The sequence below is a fragment of the Rathayibacter sp. AC451 genome, assembly GCF_979253095.1.
In genome coordinates this window covers 2441881-2458755 of sequence record NZ_CEEDBD010000001.1, presented here as the reverse complement: position 1 = coordinate 2458755, position 16875 = coordinate 2441881, and the positions used below count along the sequence as shown (strand labels likewise).

Genomic DNA, 16875 nt, shown 5'->3' with positions numbered 1-16875 from the left:
GCCCGGTGCGACCCCGTCGCGCAGCCGCGACCCGGTCGCCAGCCGTCTCCTCAGAGGCGCCCGTCCCAGTCGACCGGCACGAGGGAGCCGCGGTGGCGGATCCCGTCGACCCGGATCGGTCCCGCGAGTGCCGGCGAGAGCGGAGCGACGACCAGCGTCTCCCCGCCCGGAGCGAGGCCGAGCGCGGCCGACAGCACGGCGACGGCCGATGCCGCCGACCAGGCCTGCGGGCGGCAGGCCGCGGGGTAGGGCACGGGTGCGGGCGATACGTCGGCGGAGTCGCCGGAGTGCAGCTCGGGCATCCGGTAGCCGAAGCCCTCGGCGGCGGCGAGGAGGCCGCGCGCGAGCGTCGTCGCCTCGGCGCCGAAGCCGTCGCGGGCGAGCCCCGTCACGGCGATGGCGGTGTCGTGCGCCCAGACGGTGCCTCCGTGGTACGAGAGCGGCCAGTAGCCGTCGGAGTCGGTCGACATCGTGCGCAGGCCGTAGCCGGACGAGAGCTCCGGCGAGACGAGCAGCTCGGCCACGCGCGCGGCGCGGTCGGGGGCCAGGATGCCGGTGCCCAGCAGGTGGCCGATGTTGCTCGTGACGGTGTCGACGGGGCGCTTCTGCGCATCCAGGGCGATGGCGGGGTAGCCGCCGTCGGCCGTGTCGATCCAGAACGACTCGGCGAAGCGGGTCTTGAGCGCGGCGGCCCACTCGCGCCAGTCGGAGCCGTCGCGGCCGAACCGGTCGAGCAGCGCCGCGCCTCCGATGGCCGCCTCGTAGGCGTAGGCCTGCACCTCGCAGAGCGCGATCGGACCCTCGGCGAGGGAGCCGTCGCGCCACTGGATCGAGTCCCCCGAGTCCTTCCAGCCCTGGTTGGCCAGGCCGTGACCGGTGGTGTCGACGTACTCGAGCAGGCCGTCGCCGTCGGAGTCACCGGAGTCGCGGAGCCAGCGCAGCGCCGCCTCGAGAGCGGGCAGCAGCGCCTCGACCTCGGAGTCGGGGAGCCCCCAGCGCCAGGCGTCGTGCAGCAGGCAGACCCAGAGCGCCGTGGCGTCGACGGTGCCGAAGTAGAGCGGCGGGAGCGAGACGCCCTCTCCCGGGATCTCGAGGGTCGTCGAGCGCAGCTCGTGCATGATCTTGCCGGGCTGCTCGGCGGTGCCGGCCACGTGCTCGGTGCCCTGGAGCCCCGCGAGCACGCGCAGGGTCGACCCGGCGATGCCGGTGCCGAGCGGGAGCAGCATCCGCGCCGCCCAGATCGAGTCGCGGCCGAAGAGGGTGAAGAACCAGGGCGCTCCGGCGGCGAGGAACGGCTCGTCGGGGCGGTCGACGGTGACCATCCGCAGCGCGTCGAGGTCGTCGAGGGCGACCCGGCACCAGGAGGCGAGCCGCGAGTCGCCCGCGTCGACCGTCGTGCCGCTCCACTCCGCGGGTCCGGGGGCCCCAGCGACGACGGCGGCCGAGTCCTCCATCGCGATGCTCCACTCCACCTCCACGGCGCCGTGGGCGGGGACCACGACGTCCCACGCGAGGGTCGTGGTCGATCCCGCCGCGATCGAGGCGCCCGGGGCGCGCACGTCGGCGCGGGTGCTGCCCGAGGTCCAGACGACGGAGCCGTCGCCCGCCTCGGTGCGGACGTCGGCATCGCCGCGCAGCCCGGCCTTCACCACGTGCACGAGCGAGAAGTCGGGCTCGAGCGCGAGCTCGAGACGGGTGGCGACGGCGTCGGGCAGAGCCGACTCGAGCCGGATGCTCTCGCGGAGCGACCCGGCGGCGACCGTGCGCGAGCGGACCACGCGGAAGCGCGGGTCGGCCGCGGCGTCGTCGAGGCGCCGGGCGAGGCCGGTGAAGCGGGCGGAGGAGGCGCCGTCGCGACCCGCCGAGATCGGCTCGAGGGGGAGTCCGCCGACGAGGAGGGCCGCGCCAGCGAGGACCCGGACGTCGCCGTGGTACAGCCCGTGGATCGGCTGCCCGCCGACCTCTCCGGCCTCGTCGCACCACAGCTGCGAGGGCGCGCGGAGGAGGACGACGGCCTCGTGGAGGAGGGGCTGGAGGGGCGTGCTGCTGCGGTCGTCGCGCTCGGTCGTCACGGTCGACTCCTCACTGAATCGTCGGTGCGGGGCGCGTCGTGCGGCGCCCGGGGGATCGGTCCGTCGGTGGCTGCCGGTTGACAGCACCGCGGTCGGAGGTAATGTAGCACTCAGATTGGATCGATCAAATCAGCGGTCCGCGCACGATTTGAACGATCAAAGCACCGGGACCCGTCGAGGAGGACGCATGGCACTGCCGACCGTCGAGGACGTCGCCCGCGCTGCCGGCGTCTCACGCCAGACCGTCTCGAACGTGCTCAACAGCCCGTCGATCGTGCGTCCGGCCACCCGCGAGCGCGTCGAGAAGGCGATCGCCGATCTCAAGTACCGGCCGCACGCCTCCGCCCGCCGCCTGCGCACCCGCAAGTCGGGCACCATCGGGGTCCGGATGGACCGGGTGCTCGACGGCATCTCGGGCAGCCTGCTCGACCGGTTCCTCCACGCGGTCACCGAGCAGGCGGACGCCCGCGGCATGCGGATCCTGCTCTACACGGCGAGCACCCCCGAGGACGAGATCGCGCAGATCGGACGGCTCCGCGACGGGGCCGACGTGGACGCCTTCGTCCTCACCTCGACCTTCTACGGCGACCCGCGCACCGCGTGGCTCCGCCAGCAGGGCGTGCCCTTCGTCACCTTCGGGCGCCCCTGGGGACTGGACGATCAGGGCGATCCGCAGCACCTCTGGGTCGACGTCGACGGCGCCTCCGGGGTCGAGCAGGCCAGCCGCCACCTCGCCGACGAGGGATGCGAGACGCTCGCGTTCTTCGGCTGGCCGAGCGGATCCGCGACCGGCGACGACCGCCGCAGCGGCTGGGAGCGGGTGATGGGGGAGCGGTTCCCCGGAGTCGCGCTGCTGCAGGCCGAGGCGGAGGACGACGTGCAGCAGGCGCGGTCCGCCGCGATCGCGTTCCTCGAGGCGAACCCCGCGGTCGACGGTCTGGTCTGCGTGTCGGACTCCCTCGCGCTCGGCGCCTCGATGGCCGCCGTCGCCGTCGGGCGCCCGGACCTCTCGATCGTCGGCTTCGACAACACCCCGGTCGCGGCCGCCGTCGGCCTCTCGAGCGTCGAGCAGGACCTCGGTGCGGTCGCCGCCGGCGCCCTCGAGCTGCTCCTCGGCGAGCACGGCGACGACATCGTGCACCGCGAGCTCGCCGCCGGAGAGGCCCACCGCCTCATCGAGCCGCACCTCGTCGTGCGGACCCCCCTCCACCTCTGACTCCCACAGCCCCGAGCACCTCCCGGTGCGCCTCCCGATCACGAAAGGTCAGGCCATGACAACCACCTCCACCGCGGCACGCTGGGGTGCCGCGATCCTCGCGAGCGGCCTCGCGGTCACGCTCGCCGCCTGCTCGAGCGGCGGCTCCTCCTCCGACTCGTCGTCCGACGCCGGACTCACGGTGATGATCGGATCGTCCGGCGACGCCGAGACGACCGCGGTCACCGACGCCGTGAACGCCTGGGGCGAGGAGAACGGCACCACCGTCGAGGTCGTCGCCGCGAGCGATCTGACCCAGCAGCTCGGCCAGGGCTTCTCGGGCGGCAACCCGCCCGACCTCTTCTACATGAGCTGGGACCAGTTCCAGACCTACGCGAGCAACCGCTACCTCGAGCCCTACGCCCAGGACGCCGGCAACGCCGACGCGTTCTACCCGGCGCTGCGCGAGGCGTTCACCTACGACGACCAGTTCTACTGCGAGCCGAAAGACTTCTCGACGCTGGGTCTCGTCATCAACACCGACCTCTGGGCGGCCGCCGGTCTCACCGACGCCGACATCCCGACCGACTGGGCGGGCCTCGAGTCGGCTGCGGCGAAGCTCACCGCGAACGGAGTGACCGGACTCTCCTTCGGCGCCGAGTACGCGCGCATCGGCACCTTCATGAACCAGGCCGGCGGCTCGCTGCTGTCCGAGGACGGCGAGACCGTCACCGCGGACACCCCCGAGAACGTGGCCGGACTCACCGAGGTGAAGAAGCTGCTGACCGACGGGACGCTGAAGTTCCCCGCCGACCTCGACTCCGGCTGGGCCGGTGAGGCCTTCGGCAAGGGCGCCGCGGCGATGGTCGTCGAGGGTCCGTGGATCAACGGCGCGCTCGAGGCCGACTACCCGGACGTGAACTACACCGTCGCCGAGCTCCCCGCGGGCCCCGGCGGGAAGTCGACCTTCACGTTCAGCAACTGCTGGGGCATCCCGGTCGGCAGCGAGACGGCGGAGCAGGCGCAGTCGCTCGTCGAGTCCCTGACCGCGGACGAGCAGCAGCTCGCCTTCTCGGACGCGTTCGGCGTGATCCCCTCGACCGAGTCGGGTGCTGCGGAGTACGCGACGAAGTACCCCGAGAACGCCGCGTTCGTGACCGGCAACGACTACGCCGTGAGCCCCGTCGCCTTCGCGGGCGCTGCCACCGTGATCACCGACTTCAACTCGGCCCTCGAGGGCCTGGCGTCGGGCGACCCGGAGGCGATCCTCGCCGACCTGCAGACGAACCTGCAGGACGCGCTCGACACCGCGAACGCGAAGTAGCCGCGCGAGGAGGGCCGGGGCTCCCCGCCCCGGCCCTCCTCCTCCCCGAGGCACGGCGGTCCTCACGAAGACCGCCCCCGACACGTCGAAGGAGACGCATCGATGACCGCCCCCGCACCCGCCCGCAGGCGCCGCTCCGGCATCCGCGGGCACGAGGCCCGCTACGGCTGGCTCTTCACCCTCCCCGCGATCCTCGTCATCGGCGTCTTCCTCGTGCTGCCCATCGGCCTCGCCCTGTGGGTCAGCGTCAGCAACTGGAACGGCCTCGGCTCCCCGCTGGGACCGACCGCGCAGTTCGTCGGCGGAGAGAACTACCAGGCGGTGCTCACCGAGCCCGGCCTGGCGCAGAAGGACTTCGGCACTGCGATCCGCAACAACCTTTACTACGTGCTGCTCGTCGTGCCGCTCCAGACGGCCCTCGCGCTGTTCCTCGCGGTGCAGGTGAACCGGCGGATCCTCCGCGGGCGCGGCTTCTTCCGCACCGCCTTCTACTTCCCCTCCGTCACGTCCTCGATCGCGATCACCGTGATCTTCCTGTTCCTCTTCAGCGCTTCGGGCGTCGTGAACGCGGTGCTCGGCTGGTTCGGCGCCGACGGTCCGACCTGGATGGCGGACCCCTCCGGGATCCTGCACAGCGCGCTGGGCGCCGTCGGCGTCGACGGCTCCGGTCCGCTGGCCGCCGCTGCTCCGCTCGGCCTCACCTGGTGGGACTGGCTGTCGGGCCCCTCCGTCGCGATGTGCGTGCTGATCACGATGGCGATCTTCACCACCTCGGGCACCTTCATGCTGCTGTTCCTCGCGGCGCTGCAGAACATCGGAGCCGAGATCGACGAGGCCGCACTGATGGACGGGGCGGGGCCGCTGCGCAAGTTCTTCTCGGTCACCCTGCCGATGCTCAAGCCGACGCTCTTCACGGTGCTGACCCTCGGCCTCATCGGCACGTGGCAGGTCTTCGACCAGATCTACCTGACCGGAGGGGGCTCGCCCGGCAAGACGCTGCTCACGCCCGCGTTCCTCGCGTACGAGTCCTCGTTCACGGACCTCCGCTGGGGCCAGGGCGCGGCGATCGCGTTCATCCTGTTCTTCATCATCGTCGTGCTCACGCTGCTGCAGCGGGCGCTGCTGCGCGACAAGGGCGAGCCGCGCACCCGCCGCCGTGCCGCCCGGGCCGACGCCGCCACGACCCTCACCACGGGAGGTGTGCGATGAGCACCCTGATCGACTCCGGCACCCGCACCGCCGAGGAGACGCCGGCCGCGCCGCTCCGCGCCGCCGCGTGCACCTCGGGGCCCGCGGCCGTGCCTCGCTGATCGGCGGCTACCTGCTGCTGATCGCGCTGGCGCTCGTGTACATCTACCCGTTCCTGATCTCGGTCGCGTCGTCGTTCAAGACCGACGCCGACGCGACCTCGAACCCTCTGTCGCTGCTCCCGGCGACCTGGTCCTTCGCCTCGTACGAGCGGCTCTTCACCGATGTGCCGCTGCCGCTGTGGACGCTGAACTCGGTCATCGTGACGGTGTTCGTCACCGTCGGACGCGTCTTCTTCGACTCGCTCGCGGGCTACGCGCTGTCGCGGCTGAACTTCCGCGGGCGGGGCTTCCTGTTCGCGCTGTTCATCGGAGTGATGAGCGTGCCGGCGGTCGTGCTGCTGATCCCGCGGTTCCTGATCCTCAAGCAGCTCGGTCTGTACGACAGCTACGCCGGGATGATCGTGCCGCTGATCGTGGACGCGGCGGGCATCTTCATCATGAAGCAGTTCTTCGACTCGATCCCGCTGTCGATCGAGGAGGCCGCGCGGATCGACGGGGCCGGCGTGTTCCGCACCTTCCGCTCCATCGTGGTGCCGATGGCGCGGCCGGCGATCGTGACGCTGTTCATCCTGTCGTTCCAGGGCTCGTGGAACGAGTTCTCGCACTTCGTGGTCTCGCGGCAGTCGCCGGAGCTGAACACGCTGACGACCGGAGTCGCCTCGCTCGTCTCGGGGCAGCTGGGCACGGGCAACCAGTACCCGCTGCAGTTGGCGGCGGCGGTGCTGATGTCGATCCCGGTGGCGGTGCTGTTCTTCGTCTTCCAGAAGCGGATCATGAACACGACGGAGGGCGCCGAGAAGGGCTGAGCCCCGGGGGCGGGCGGATCTCGAGACGGCCTGCGGCCTACTCGATCAGCAGGAGAGGGGGGATCGGCCCCGCCTCGCTGGTCGAGCAGCCCCGCAGGGGCGTATCGAGACCCGCGTCTCAAGGAGTGGCGGGATCTCGAGACGGCCTGCGGCCTACTCGATCAGCGAGGGGGAGGAGGTGCCGCCGCCTACTTCGCGAGGAACTCGAGGACGCGGGCGTTCCACTCCTCCGCGTGGCTGACGTTGACGCCGTGGGGGCCGCCCTCGACGACGTGCAGCTCGGAGCCGGGGATCGCCGCGTGCGTGCGCGCGCCCGAGCCCTCGAACGGCACGGTCGCGTCGCTGTCGCCGTGGATGACGAGCGTCGGGACGGTGACGAGCGGCAGGTCCTCGCGGAAGTCCGTGGTCGCGAACGCCGTCATGCAGGCGAGCGCGGCGACCTTCGACGACTGCTTCGCGAGCGCGAGCGCGTCCTGGCGCTGCTGCTCCGTCACGACGAGCGTGCCCTCCGCCGAGAAGAACTGGGTCGTGAAGTCGTCGTAGAACGCGTCCTGGTCCTTCGTGAGACCGGCCGTCATCTCGGCGGCCTGGGACTTCTCGAGCGGGCCGTCCGGGTTGTCCGAGCCCTTCATCAGGTACGGCGGCACGGCCGACGCGAACACGACGCTGCGCAGGCGCTCGGTGCCGTACTTCGAGAAGTAGCGGGCGACCTCGCCGCCGCCCATCGAGAAGCCGACGAGCGTGACGTCCTGCAGGTCGAGCTCGGTGAGCAGCGCGTGCAGGTCCTCGGTGAGGGTGTCGTAGGTGTAGCCGGTGAGCGGCTTGTCGCTGCGTCCGAAGCCGCGGCGGTCGTAGCTGACGACGCGGTAGCCGGCCGCGGTGAGCGCCGGGACCTGCTCCGACCAGGACTCGCCCGAGAGGGGCCAGCCGTGGATCAGGACGACCGGGCGTCCCGATCCGCCCGTGTCGTCGACGTGGAGGTTCGTGTCCTTGAAGAGTCCGTGGTGCGCGGTGATCTCGGTCATCGGTGAGTTCTCCTTCCGGCGCCGACCCTCGGCGTCGATGGTGCTTCGAAGAAGAGTAGGGAGCCGGATGGGGAGGACGCCCGGGCGGGAGGGAGGCTTGACAGCCCCCTCCCGCTCCGGCAGGGGTCAGGCCAGGTCGTCGACCGCCGCGAGGATCTCGGCCGTCTCGGTGCGCGTCGTGTAGTCGACGTGCACGTCGGCGAAGCGCACGACGCGCCCCGCATCGACGACGAGCACGGTGGGGAAGGGGATCGCGGGGGTCTCGTCCGCGTTCGAGTCCTTCACCGCGAAGCCGAGGGAGGTGTGCGCCTCGATCGCGGCGTCGCTGGGCGCGGTCACGATGCCCAGGCGCCCGGCGAGGGCGTTGCCCGGGTCCGAGAGGACGGTGAAGCCGAGCTCGCCGTCGCCCGTCGAGCGGGAGCCGTCGGCGCTCTGCGGGCTGATCGCGACGAAGGCGACTCCGCGCTCGCGCAGCGCCGGGGCGAGGGTGGCGTCGTAGTGGCGCAGCGTGAGGTTGCAGTACGGGCACCAGGCGCCGCGGTAGAACACCAGCACGGCGGCTCCGGCGCCGAGCGCGGAGGAGAGCGCGACCGGCTCGCCGTCGACGGTGAGGACCGTCGCGTCCGGCAGCTCGTCGCCCGCGGACACGGCGTGGTCGGGGACGCCCGCCGACACGAGGTCGGCCTGCTCGCCCGCGAAGACGGCCGCGAGGTCGTCGCCGATGGCGGCGGTGAATCCGGTGGTGAACTCGGCGGACTGCTCGCCGATCGTGGGGGTCGTGGTCGCGGGCATCGTCGTCTCCGTCCGGCGCCCGCTGCTCGGCCGCTCCAGCGGCGATCGTAGACGTGCCGCCATGACACCCGCAGGGGGGACGTCATGCTTCGTCACAGAGAACGAGGGACGCCGCCCCGGCCGAGGCCGGGACGGCGTCCCTGGAATGTCGCGACTACTGGAATCCGCCGCCGCGGTCCTCGTGGTCCTCGATCGGGTCGGAGTCGGGGGCGTCGAGCGTGAAGGTCACGTGGACCGACTCGCCGACCTCCTTCGCGGCGACGGCGGTGTAGACGAGGTGCGTCTCCTGGCCGTCCACGGCCGCGTAGACGTCGACCTCCTTCTCGTAGCCGCCGTCGGTGCTGACGCGGGTCTCGGTCTGCCCGTCGAAGGGGCCGCCCTGGAAGAAGGCGAGGTAGCTCTCGCCCTCGGCGAGTTCGCGGATGTCGTTGCTCATGGGTCCAGGTCTACCACTCGCGGCGGGGCGTCCGCCGGGCCTTGCGGCGGACGCCCGCCTCCGGGCAGGGGGCGGCGCAGCAGCCGAGGGCCGCGCCCGGAGGCGAGAACGTAGGATGTCGGGGATGACGATCGGACGCCGCACCTTCCTCTCGGGAGCCGCCACGGGGGTCGGCCTCCTGGTCCTCGCGGGCTGCACTCCGCCGCGTCCGACGCCGACCCGCTCCGTGACGGAGGCCCCGGTGCCGACGCCGAGCACCACCGCCGTGCCGACGCCCTCCGCCTTCGTGCGCTCCGCCTGGGGCACCGACCCGTACGCGCTCGGCAGCACCTCCTACCTGCCCGTCGGAGCGACCCCCGAGCATCGCGAGGATCTCGCGCAGAACGTGCTCGACCGGGTGTTCTTCGCGGGCGAGGCGACCGACTCCTCCGCGCCGGGCACCCTGCAGGGGGCGTGGAACTCGGGCGTGCGGGCGGCCGGCGAGATCGCCGCGATCGCGGCCGACGGCGAGCGCATCGCGATCATCGGCGCCGGCCTCGCCGGAGCCGTCGCCGCCCGCCGCCTCGTCGACGCCGGCTACGACGTCACCCTGGTCGAGGCGCGCGAGCGCACCGGCGGTCGCATCGCCACCTCGCAGCCGGACGGCTGGCCCGTGGCGGTCGACAGCGGAGCGTGGGCGCTCGCCGGAGCGGGCCCCGCCCTGCGCGAGAGCGTGCTCGACGCCGGCGTCACGACGTCGCCGATCGACCTGGCGACGATCCGCTCGATCGCGGCGGACGGCTCCGTCGTCGACGCGGGCACGACCGGCGCCGACGCGCTGACCAGGGCGCTGGAGTGGGGCGCCGAGCAGTCCGAGGACGTGCCGCTCGCCGTCGCGTTCGCGGAATCCGGTGCTGCCGACCCCGCCGAGGCCGAGCCCGGCAGCGGTGACGGCGAGCCCGAGCGGGTCGCGGCCCACCTCGCCGGCGGTGCGGCGCTCACGACGGGCGCGGCGGCGGCCGAGCTCTCCTCCTGGTACGGGCTCGGCGACGCGTCGGCCGCGACCACCGCGGAGGAGCTCGACGACGACTCCGAGCGCGAGGACGCGGTGATCACCGACGGACTGGCTCCGCTCGTCGAGACGCTGCTCGAGGACGTCGAGGTCTCGCTGCGCGCCGTCGTCAGCGGCATCGGCTACGACGAGGAGGGGCGCGAGCGTCCGCCTCGCGACGGGGGAGTCGTTCTCGGCGGACCGGGTCCTGGTCACCGTGCCGATCGGCGTGCTCAAGACCGACGCGATCGTGTTCGATCCGCCGCTGCCGTTCGCGCACCGCACCGCGATCGCGGCGATCGGCTCCGGAGTCGTGGAGTCGCTCTGGCTGCGCTTCGACGAGTCCTTCTGGGACGCCGACTCCGACGCCGTATCGGCCGTGCGCTGGTCGCTGATCGGCTCGGAGGCGGGCATCACCGAGTGGGTGAACCTGCAGCCGGTCACGGGCGAGGCCGTGCTGATCGGGCTCGTCGGCGCGGATCAGGCCCTGTCGCTCCAGTCGCTCAGCGACGAGGAGCTGCTCACGGTCGCGGTGACGGCCCTGGAGCCGTTCGCCGTCGTCCCCGACTGAGCAGCTCGCGCAGCCTCGAGAACCCGCCCCGCCACTCCGCCGTCTGCGCGGCGCCGAGCGGCCGCACCCGGCTGAGCGCGATCACGAACGCCGCGATGCCCGAGATGAGCCCGAGCACGATCACGTCGTAGACGACGTACATCACCGGCCCGTCGACCTGGTCGGGGTCGAGGAAGAAGTAGGGGTACCAGCCGATCAGGGCGCCGCGCACGAGCGTGATCACCCCCCAGACGATCGGGAAGCCGAGCACCGTCAGCGCCCCGCGCCACGGCACCGGACGGCGCCCGGGTCCCAGGATCCAGTCGAGCAGGGCGAGCGTCGGGATCACGAAGTGCAGCAGCGCGCTCGACCACGGCACGTCGACGCGCACTCCGCGGTTGCCCGCCTCGACGGCGATCAGTCCGAACACGATGCCCGACACGACCATGTAGGTCAGCACCAGCGCGCGGACCGTGCTGAGCCAGCGCGGCTCGCGGGGGCGGGCCAGCGCGACGAGGCCCGAGAGGCCCAGGAGCACGACCCCGGCCATGTTCGACTGCGTGGTGAAGTAGGCGAAGAAGTTGTCGATCTGGAACGCGCGGAAGCCCAGCGTGTAGAGGAAGTCGGCGATCAGGCCCACGACGCCCAGACCCGCGAGCGCGAGTCGGAGGATCGCGAACGCCTTCCGCACACCCGCTCCGATCCGTCGTCACCTGAGTCCGGCGGGCCGGACGTCCGTGCGATTCTACGGTCGCCCTCCTCGGAGGTCTCCGGGCGGGCGGCCCGGGGCGATCGGCGGATCCGCGTCGCGCAGCGGTCGCGGAGCGTCCCGGCCGGGCGGGACGGGGCGGGCGCGGGATACCGTGAGGCATGCCGTTCACGCCGAGCCACGCCGTCGTCGCTCTGGCCTTCTCGAACGGCCGGATCCCCGCGAGCGCCGTCGCCGCCGGAGCGGTGATGCCCGACATCGGCCTCTACCTGCCGTGGACGGCGGCGCGGCAGGCGACTCACTCCCTCGCGGGCATCGTGTCGGTCGACCTGGCGCTCGGCGCCCTCGGGCTGCTGCTCTGGGCGCTGCTGCTCGAGCCCGCCTGGCGCGATCTCGCTCCGTGGATCGTGCGGGTGCGGCTGCGTCCCCGACGGCCGCGACCGCGTGGCACGCGGGCCTGGATCACCGCGTCGCTCCTCGCTGCGGCGGGCATCGTCATCGGCGCGGCCACCCACGTGCTGTGGGACGGTTTCACGCACCTCGGCGGTCCGTTCGTGGCCGCCGTGCCCGCGCTGCAGCAGTCCTTCGGCCCGTTCCCCGGCTACAAGTGGGCGCAGTACGCGAGCGGAGTGCTCGGGCTGCTGGGCCTGGGGATCGGCGCGGTCGTCTGGTACGTCACCCGGCGCCCGCACCCCGTGCCCTCGGACGGCCGCGGACCGGTGCGCGTCGCAGCATGGACCGTGGTGCTGGTCGCGGCCGTCGTGCCCGCGGGCGTCGTGCTGGCCGGCACGGGCCTGGATCCGTTCGAGCCGGACTACCGCCCCTACGTGGTCGACGCGGCGATCCTCGCGGTCCTCGGCACCAGCGCCGCCCTCCTCTCCATCGCCCTCCTCTGGCGCCTCGTGCTCCCGGCACCCCTCCCCGCGACGGGCAGGGATCCGTCGTGAGGAGGATGCGCGGGTCCATAGCCCGCCGATAGCGTCGATCACGGCCCGTTGGGGCGGGCCGCCTTCGGGGGAAGGCACAAGGGGAAATCGGGGGCTCGCGGCTACAGGCCGCGGGCCCTCTACCTGTTTCCGGGGAGTCGCGTCCGTCTCCGGGGAGTCGCGCCCGACTTCGCGGGGATCGCGGCGGCGAGTGCCTGCAGAACATCGGTCAGAGGGGGCGGCCGAGGGCTGACAGCCGTCAGCCACCCCTCTCAGCCGATGTTCTGCACCGGATCAGCGGCGCTTGCCGCCCTTCTTCGTGCGCACGGAGGCGGCCGAGCGGGACGTGCTGCGCGGCGCCCCTCGCCGGCGGCACCCTTGGGCAGCACCGAGGCCGGCGGGATCGGCCGACGGGTCACCGGGCGCACGGGCTCGCCGCGGCGCGCCTGGCCCGGGATCGGCCGCGAGCGGCGGCCGTAGATCAGCTCGGAGGAATCGAGGAGCCAGGGCACCAGCGCCACGGTGACGCCGTGCACCAGCAGGAGCTTCTGGCGGATCCGGCGCGACTTGTGGTTGTGGAGGAACGACTCCCACCAGTGGCCGACGATGTACTGCGGCATGTAGACGGTGGTGATCTCGGAGCCGTGCTCGAGGCGGTGCGCCTTGATGTACTTGATCAGCGGGTACGAGATGTCGCGGTAAGGCGATGCGACGCAGCGCAGCGGCACCTGGATGTCCATCCGCTCCCAGTCGGCCTTGAGCTGCGCGGTCTGGGCGTCGTCGATGGAGGAGTGGACCGCCTCGAGGGTCTCGTGGCGGGCGGCGATCGCGTAGTCCAGCGCCTTCAGGGTCGGCTTGTTCATCCGGCCCACGAGGACGATCGCGTGGTCGCCGTTGGCGCCGAAGGTCGTGGTCGGGTCGACCTCGATCTCCTTCTCGACGTCGCGGTAGTAGCGGTACACGCCCGCCATCAGGAACCCGAGGATCGGCATGACCAGGTAGACGAGCCAGGCGCCGTGGGTGAACTTGGTGATCGTGACGATGACGAGGACGACGAAGGTCAGCGTCGCTCCGAAGAGGTTGATGCCGAGGCTCGTGTAGACGGTGCGCGAGCCCTCACCGGCGCGGATCAGCCGGATCCAGTGCTTCACCATGCCGGTCTGCCCGAGGGTGAACGAGACGAAGACGCCGATGATGTACAGCTGCACCAGGCTGGTCAGCGAGGCCTGGTAGACGAGCAGGATCACCGCTGCGACGAAGGCGAGGATGATCACGCCGTTGGAGTAGATGAGGCGGTCGCCGCGGGTGTTGAGCGACTTCGGGGCGAAGCCGTCGCGGGCGAGCACGGAGCCCAGCAGCGGGAACCCGTTGAACGCGGTGTTGGCCGCGAGCAGCAGGACGGCGGCGGTCGCCGCCTGGATGACGAAGAAGAGGATCGAGCCGTTGCCGAAGGTCGCGGCCGCCACCTGCGCGATGACGGAGCGCTGCGGAGTGGTCTCGCACCCGGCGAAGCCGACGAGGTGGCAGGCGTCCTCGGCGTAGTGCACGTCCGAGACCAGGGCCAGAGCGGTGAGTCCGACGAAGAGGACGATCGCGATCGAGCCCATCGCCACGAGTGTGCGCTGCGCGTTCTTCACCTTGGGCGCCCGGAACGCGGGCACGCCGTTCGAGATCGCCTCGACGCCGGTGAGTGCCGCGCATCCGCTCGCGAAGGAGCGCAGCAGGAGGAGGACGACCGCGGCCTGGGTGAGCTCCTCGGCGCGCACGGTGTACCCCGCCGACTCCGCGACCGGGGCGTCGCCCAGCAGGGTGCGGACGAGTCCGACGACGACCATCACGAAGACGCTCGCGACGAAGAGATAGGTCGGGATCGCGAACGCCCTGCTCGACTCCGAGACGCCGCGGAGGTTCACGGCGGCCAGCAGCACCACGAAGAGGATCGCGAGCTCGACCCGCAGGGGGGCGAGCTCGGGGACGGCGGAGATGATGTTGTCGACTCCGGAGGCGACCGACACGGCGACGGTGAGCACGTAGTCGACCAGGAGCGCGGAGGCGACCGTGAGGCCCGCGGTCTCGCCGAGGTTGGTGCGCGCGACCTCGTAGTCGCCGCCGCCCGAGGGGTACGCGCGGATCAGCTGGCGGTAGCTCAGCACGACGACCAGCAGCAGCACGATGACGCAGGCGGCGACCCAGGGCGCGAAGGTGAGGAACGAGAGTCCGCCCAGGAGCAGGATCATCAGCAGCTCCTGCGGCGCGTAGGCCACGGAGGAGAGCGGGTCGCTCGCGAAGATGGGGAGCGCGAGGCGCTTCTTGAGCAGCTGGCCCTCGAGCTTGTCGCTCGGGAGGGGCTCCCCGATGAAGAAGTGCTTCGCGGTGCGCAGTTCACCGGCGTCGGTGGGCGATTCCCCCGCGTCGGACCCGGGGCCCTGTTTTGTCACGAGCGACGACACTACTCCGTGAGCGGGACCAGTCAAGACTCCGGAACCGCAGCCGTGAGCGCGCTGATCCCGGGCTGTGACCGGGGGTTTCTCGACAATCGTCGGTCAGGGCCCCCGCCCAGGCTTCCCTAGTCTGAAACCCTCCTCAGACCCAGGGCTTCTGCGCGAAATTACCCCCGTACTGGGTACACGTGCGATGCTGTGCAAAACCGAGAACTCTGTTGGAGTCATGGGTGGGCCACTCCGATGAGGGAGTGGGCGGGCCACGGGCCCGCCACAGCTCGACGCGGCCTCCCCAGCCGCCGCCTCCCGGCCTCGCAGCCGCGGTGGATGCCCGCGCCCCGCGATCTCGCACCCCTCTCATGACCCGTCGGCCCCGCCGCCGACAGAATCGACGGATCTCCTTGACCTCCCCCTCCTCCGCCACGGCGTCCGCGCCGCCGGCCGGGTCCCTCCTCCGCCGCTTCGGAGCCCTCGCCACGGCGCTCGCCGTGGTCGCCGGCCTCGCCGTCGCCGGGTCCGCTCCCGCCCAGGCCGCCGGCACCGCCGGTCGCTACGCGGTCACCGTGGACTCGACCGCCGTCTCGCAGCAGGTCGTCCGCTCGCTCGGCGTCGCCGACTACGTGACGTACCAGGGAGGCACCGCCGGATTCACCGCGACGCTCACCGCCCGCCAGCAGGCCGCGCTCGTCGCCGACTCCCGCGTCGTCTCGGTCGCTCCGGCCGACGTCGTGGTCGAGGGCCAGGCGCAGGTCATCCCGTCGCACGTGCTCACCGCGGAGGCCGACAAGGCCCCGGTGCTCGCCGGCGACGGCGTCACGAACTACAACGGTCCCGCCGTCGCGGTCATCGACTCCGGTGTGAACCCGAACGCCGACTACAACCTGAAGGAGCAGATCAACTGCTTCGGCTCGGGAGACGCGTCCGACAAGAACGGGCACGGCACCGCGGTCTCCGGCTACATGGCCGCCTACGACGACGGCCTGGGCACGGTGGGCGTCGCCCCCGGCGCTCCGATCTACTCGGTCCGCGTCCTCGACGAGAATAACAAGGGCACCACCGAGGGCATCGTCTGCGGCCTCGACTGGGTGTCGAAGAACGCCGCCGCCAACAACATCAAGGTCGTCAACATGTCGCTCGCCGCTGTCGGCGCCGACGACAGCAACTGCGGCCGCACGAACAACGACGTGATGCACCAGATGGTCTGCGAGCTCGTGGGCAAGGGCATCACCGTCGTCAGCTCGGCGGGCAACGCCTCCACCCCGAAGAACCTCGCCGGCGCCGTCCCCGCCGCCTACGACGAGGTCCTGACCGCCACGAACATCGCGAACTACGACGGCAAGCCCGGCTCCCTCGCCGCCGTGCCGTGCGCGAACGTGACCACCAAGGACGACTCGGTCGCCATCAACAGCAACTTCGCCGTCTCGGCCGCCGACCAGGCGCACACCATCGCCGCTCCCGGCATGTGCCCGTACACCACCAAGCTCGGCGGCGGCTACGCCTACGTCCAGTCCGGCACCAGCATGTCGGCCGCGGCCGTCAGCGGCGTCGTCCTCGACTGCCTGAGCGCCGGTGGATCGTGCGTCGGCAAGACCCCGGCGCAGGTCCGCGCCCAGGTCATCGCCCAGGCCAAGGCGGGCGCCGAGCGCGGCCGCACCTTCGCCGGCGACCCGACCCGCCCCACCACGGGCAAGTACTTCGGCTACGCGATCAGCACCCTGCCGACGACCGCCGCTCCGGAGCCGACCCCGACTCCCACCGCGACGCCGACGGCCACGCCGACTGCGACTCCGACGGCCACGCCCACCGCGACTCCGACGGCGACGCCCACCGCGACGCCCACGGCCACGCCGACCGCGACTGCGTCTCCGACCCCGGTTCCGACCACGGCCCCGGACACGCAGAAGCCGACCGCGACGATCACCTCGCCGGCCACGAACACCACCGTCTCGGGCTCCATCCGCCTGGTCGCCACCGCGAACGACAACGTCGGCGTGACGGCGGTCGTGTTCTACGCGAGCGGCACCAAGCTCGGCAACGGAGTGAAGCAGCCCGACGGCTCGTGGGCGCTCTCGACGAGCTCGGCCGCATACCCGAACGGCGCGTACAACGTGACCGCGAAGGCGCAGGACAAGGCCGGCAACATCGGCACGAGCACGGCGATCGTGCTGCGAGTCGCGAACTGAGCCAGTACTTCTGAGAACGACCGAGGGCCGAGTGGCCGTGCCGTGTGCACGCCCACTCGGCCCTCGGCCGTTCCCG

At 72.0% G+C, this 16875-nt stretch carries 13 protein-coding genes and 1 pseudogene; 8 read left to right on the top strand and 6 right to left on the bottom strand.

Annotated features, from left to right (window positions below):
• Positions 1 to 50: 50 nt before the first annotated feature.
• Positions 51 to 2072, bottom strand: a complete 2022-nt coding sequence (locus tag AC0CID_RS11750) for a glycogen debranching N-terminal domain-containing protein (RefSeq protein ID WP_465226951.1) — start codon at positions 2070 to 2072, stop codon at positions 51 to 53.
• A 187-nt stretch (positions 2073 to 2259) separates the two neighbouring features.
• On the opposite strand from AC0CID_RS11750, the gene AC0CID_RS11745 reads away from it, so the two are divergent.
• The 4 genes from AC0CID_RS11745 to AC0CID_RS11730 all read left to right on the top strand — a co-directional run bounded on the left by AC0CID_RS11745 (position 2260) and on the right by AC0CID_RS11730 (position 6707).
• The gene (locus tag AC0CID_RS11745; RefSeq protein WP_465226950.1) at positions 2260 to 3288 is read left to right on the top strand and encodes a LacI family DNA-binding transcriptional regulator; all 1029 of its coding nucleotides are present in this window, start codon (positions 2260 to 2262) and stop codon (positions 3286 to 3288) included.
• Positions 3289 to 3343: 55 nt separating this feature from the next.
• A complete protein-coding gene (locus AC0CID_RS11740; protein WP_465226949.1) occupies positions 3344 to 4591 on the top strand; it encodes a sugar ABC transporter substrate-binding protein in 1248 nt (415 codons plus the stop codon).
• A 102-nt stretch (positions 4592 to 4693) separates the two neighbouring features.
• On the top strand, positions 4694 to 5800 hold the full coding sequence (locus tag AC0CID_RS11735; protein ID WP_465226948.1) for a carbohydrate ABC transporter permease: 1107 nt from the start codon (positions 4694 to 4696) through the stop codon (positions 5798 to 5800).
• 67 nt (positions 5801 to 5867) lie between these two features.
• Complete coding sequence (locus AC0CID_RS11730) at positions 5868 to 6707, top strand: carbohydrate ABC transporter permease (RefSeq protein WP_465226947.1); 840 nt, start codon at positions 5868 to 5870, stop codon at positions 6705 to 6707.
• Between the two features lie 188 nt (positions 6708 to 6895).
• On the opposite strand, the gene AC0CID_RS11725 is transcribed toward AC0CID_RS11730, so the two are convergent.
• From AC0CID_RS11725 to AC0CID_RS11715, 3 genes are all read right to left on the bottom strand, one after another.
• On the bottom strand, positions 6896 to 7732 hold the full coding sequence (locus tag AC0CID_RS11725; protein WP_207403608.1) for an alpha/beta fold hydrolase: 837 nt from the start codon (positions 7730 to 7732) through the stop codon (positions 6896 to 6898).
• 126 nt (positions 7733 to 7858) lie between these two features.
• Positions 7859 to 8524 (bottom strand): peroxiredoxin-like family protein, encoded by a 666-nt coding sequence (locus AC0CID_RS11720; RefSeq protein WP_465226946.1) that lies wholly within the window; start codon positions 8522 to 8524, stop codon positions 7859 to 7861.
• A 154-nt stretch (positions 8525 to 8678) separates the two neighbouring features.
• Positions 8679 to 8960 carry a hypothetical protein gene (locus AC0CID_RS11715; protein ID WP_055789301.1) on the bottom strand — a complete coding sequence of 94 codons (282 nt, stop codon included), beginning with the start codon at positions 8958 to 8960 and terminating at the stop codon, positions 8679 to 8681.
• Here AC0CID_RS11715 and AC0CID_RS11710 point away from each other — a divergent pair.
• Positions 8947 to 10143: pseudogene (locus AC0CID_RS11710) on the top strand (FAD-dependent oxidoreductase); the annotation flags it as partial. The gene AC0CID_RS11715 and the pseudogene AC0CID_RS11710 overlap by 14 nt on opposite strands.
• A 64-nt stretch (positions 10144 to 10207) precedes the next feature.
• Positions 10208 to 10561 (top strand): FAD-dependent oxidoreductase, encoded by a 354-nt coding sequence (locus AC0CID_RS11705; RefSeq protein WP_465226945.1) that lies wholly within the window; start codon positions 10208 to 10210, stop codon positions 10559 to 10561.
• On the opposite strand, the gene AC0CID_RS11700 is transcribed toward AC0CID_RS11705, so the two are convergent.
• Positions 10512 to 11231 (bottom strand): Pr6Pr family membrane protein, encoded by a 720-nt coding sequence (locus AC0CID_RS11700; RefSeq protein WP_207403594.1) that lies wholly within the window; start codon positions 11229 to 11231, stop codon positions 10512 to 10514. The two genes, AC0CID_RS11705 and AC0CID_RS11700, sit on opposite strands and share 50 nt — an antisense overlap.
• Positions 11232 to 11410: 179 nt before the next feature.
• On the opposite strand from AC0CID_RS11700, the gene AC0CID_RS11695 reads away from it, so the two are divergent.
• Positions 11411 to 12196, top strand: coding sequence for a DUF4184 family protein (locus AC0CID_RS11695; RefSeq protein ID WP_465226944.1), 786 nt, complete (start codon positions 11411 to 11413; stop codon positions 12194 to 12196).
• Between the two features lie 251 nt (positions 12197 to 12447).
• Here the strand turns inward: AC0CID_RS11695 and AC0CID_RS11690 are convergent, their stop codons facing one another.
• Positions 12448 to 14556: an APC family permease gene (locus AC0CID_RS11690; protein ID WP_465228093.1), complete on the bottom strand. Its 2109-nt coding sequence runs from the start codon at positions 14554 to 14556 to the stop codon at positions 12448 to 12450.
• 461 nt (positions 14557 to 15017) lie between these two features.
• Here AC0CID_RS11690 and AC0CID_RS11685 point away from each other — a divergent pair, with 461 nt between their 5' ends.
• Positions 15018 to 16799: a S8 family serine peptidase gene (locus AC0CID_RS11685; RefSeq protein ID WP_465226943.1), complete on the top strand. Its 1782-nt coding sequence runs from the start codon at positions 15018 to 15020 to the stop codon at positions 16797 to 16799.
• Positions 16800 to 16875 lie beyond the last annotated feature (76 nt).

Bases quoted from the DNA above. Each gene is read 5' to 3' on its own strand.
- AC0CID_RS11745 (WP_465226950.1), top strand. From the start codon at position 2,260: ATGGCACTGCCGACCGTCGAGGACGTCGCCCGCGCTGCCGGCGTCTCA.
- AC0CID_RS11740 (WP_465226949.1), top strand. From the start codon at position 3,344: ATGACAACCACCTCCACCGCGGCACGCTGGGGTGCCGCGATCCTCGCG.
- AC0CID_RS11735 (WP_465226948.1), top strand. From the start codon at position 4,694: ATGACCGCCCCCGCACCCGCCCGCAGGCGCCGCTCCGGCATCCGCGGG.
- AC0CID_RS11725 (WP_207403608.1), bottom strand. From the start codon at position 7,732: ATGACCGAGATCACCGCGCACCACGGACTCTTCAAGGACACGAACCTC.
- AC0CID_RS11720 (WP_465226946.1), bottom strand. From the start codon at position 8,524: ATGCCCGCGACCACGACCCCCACGATCGGCGAGCAGTCCGCCGAGTTC.
- AC0CID_RS11715 (WP_055789301.1), bottom strand. From the start codon at position 8,960: ATGAGCAACGACATCCGCGAACTCGCCGAGGGCGAGAGCTACCTCGCC.
- AC0CID_RS11695 (WP_465226944.1), top strand. From the start codon at position 11,411: ATGCCGTTCACGCCGAGCCACGCCGTCGTCGCTCTGGCCTTCTCGAAC.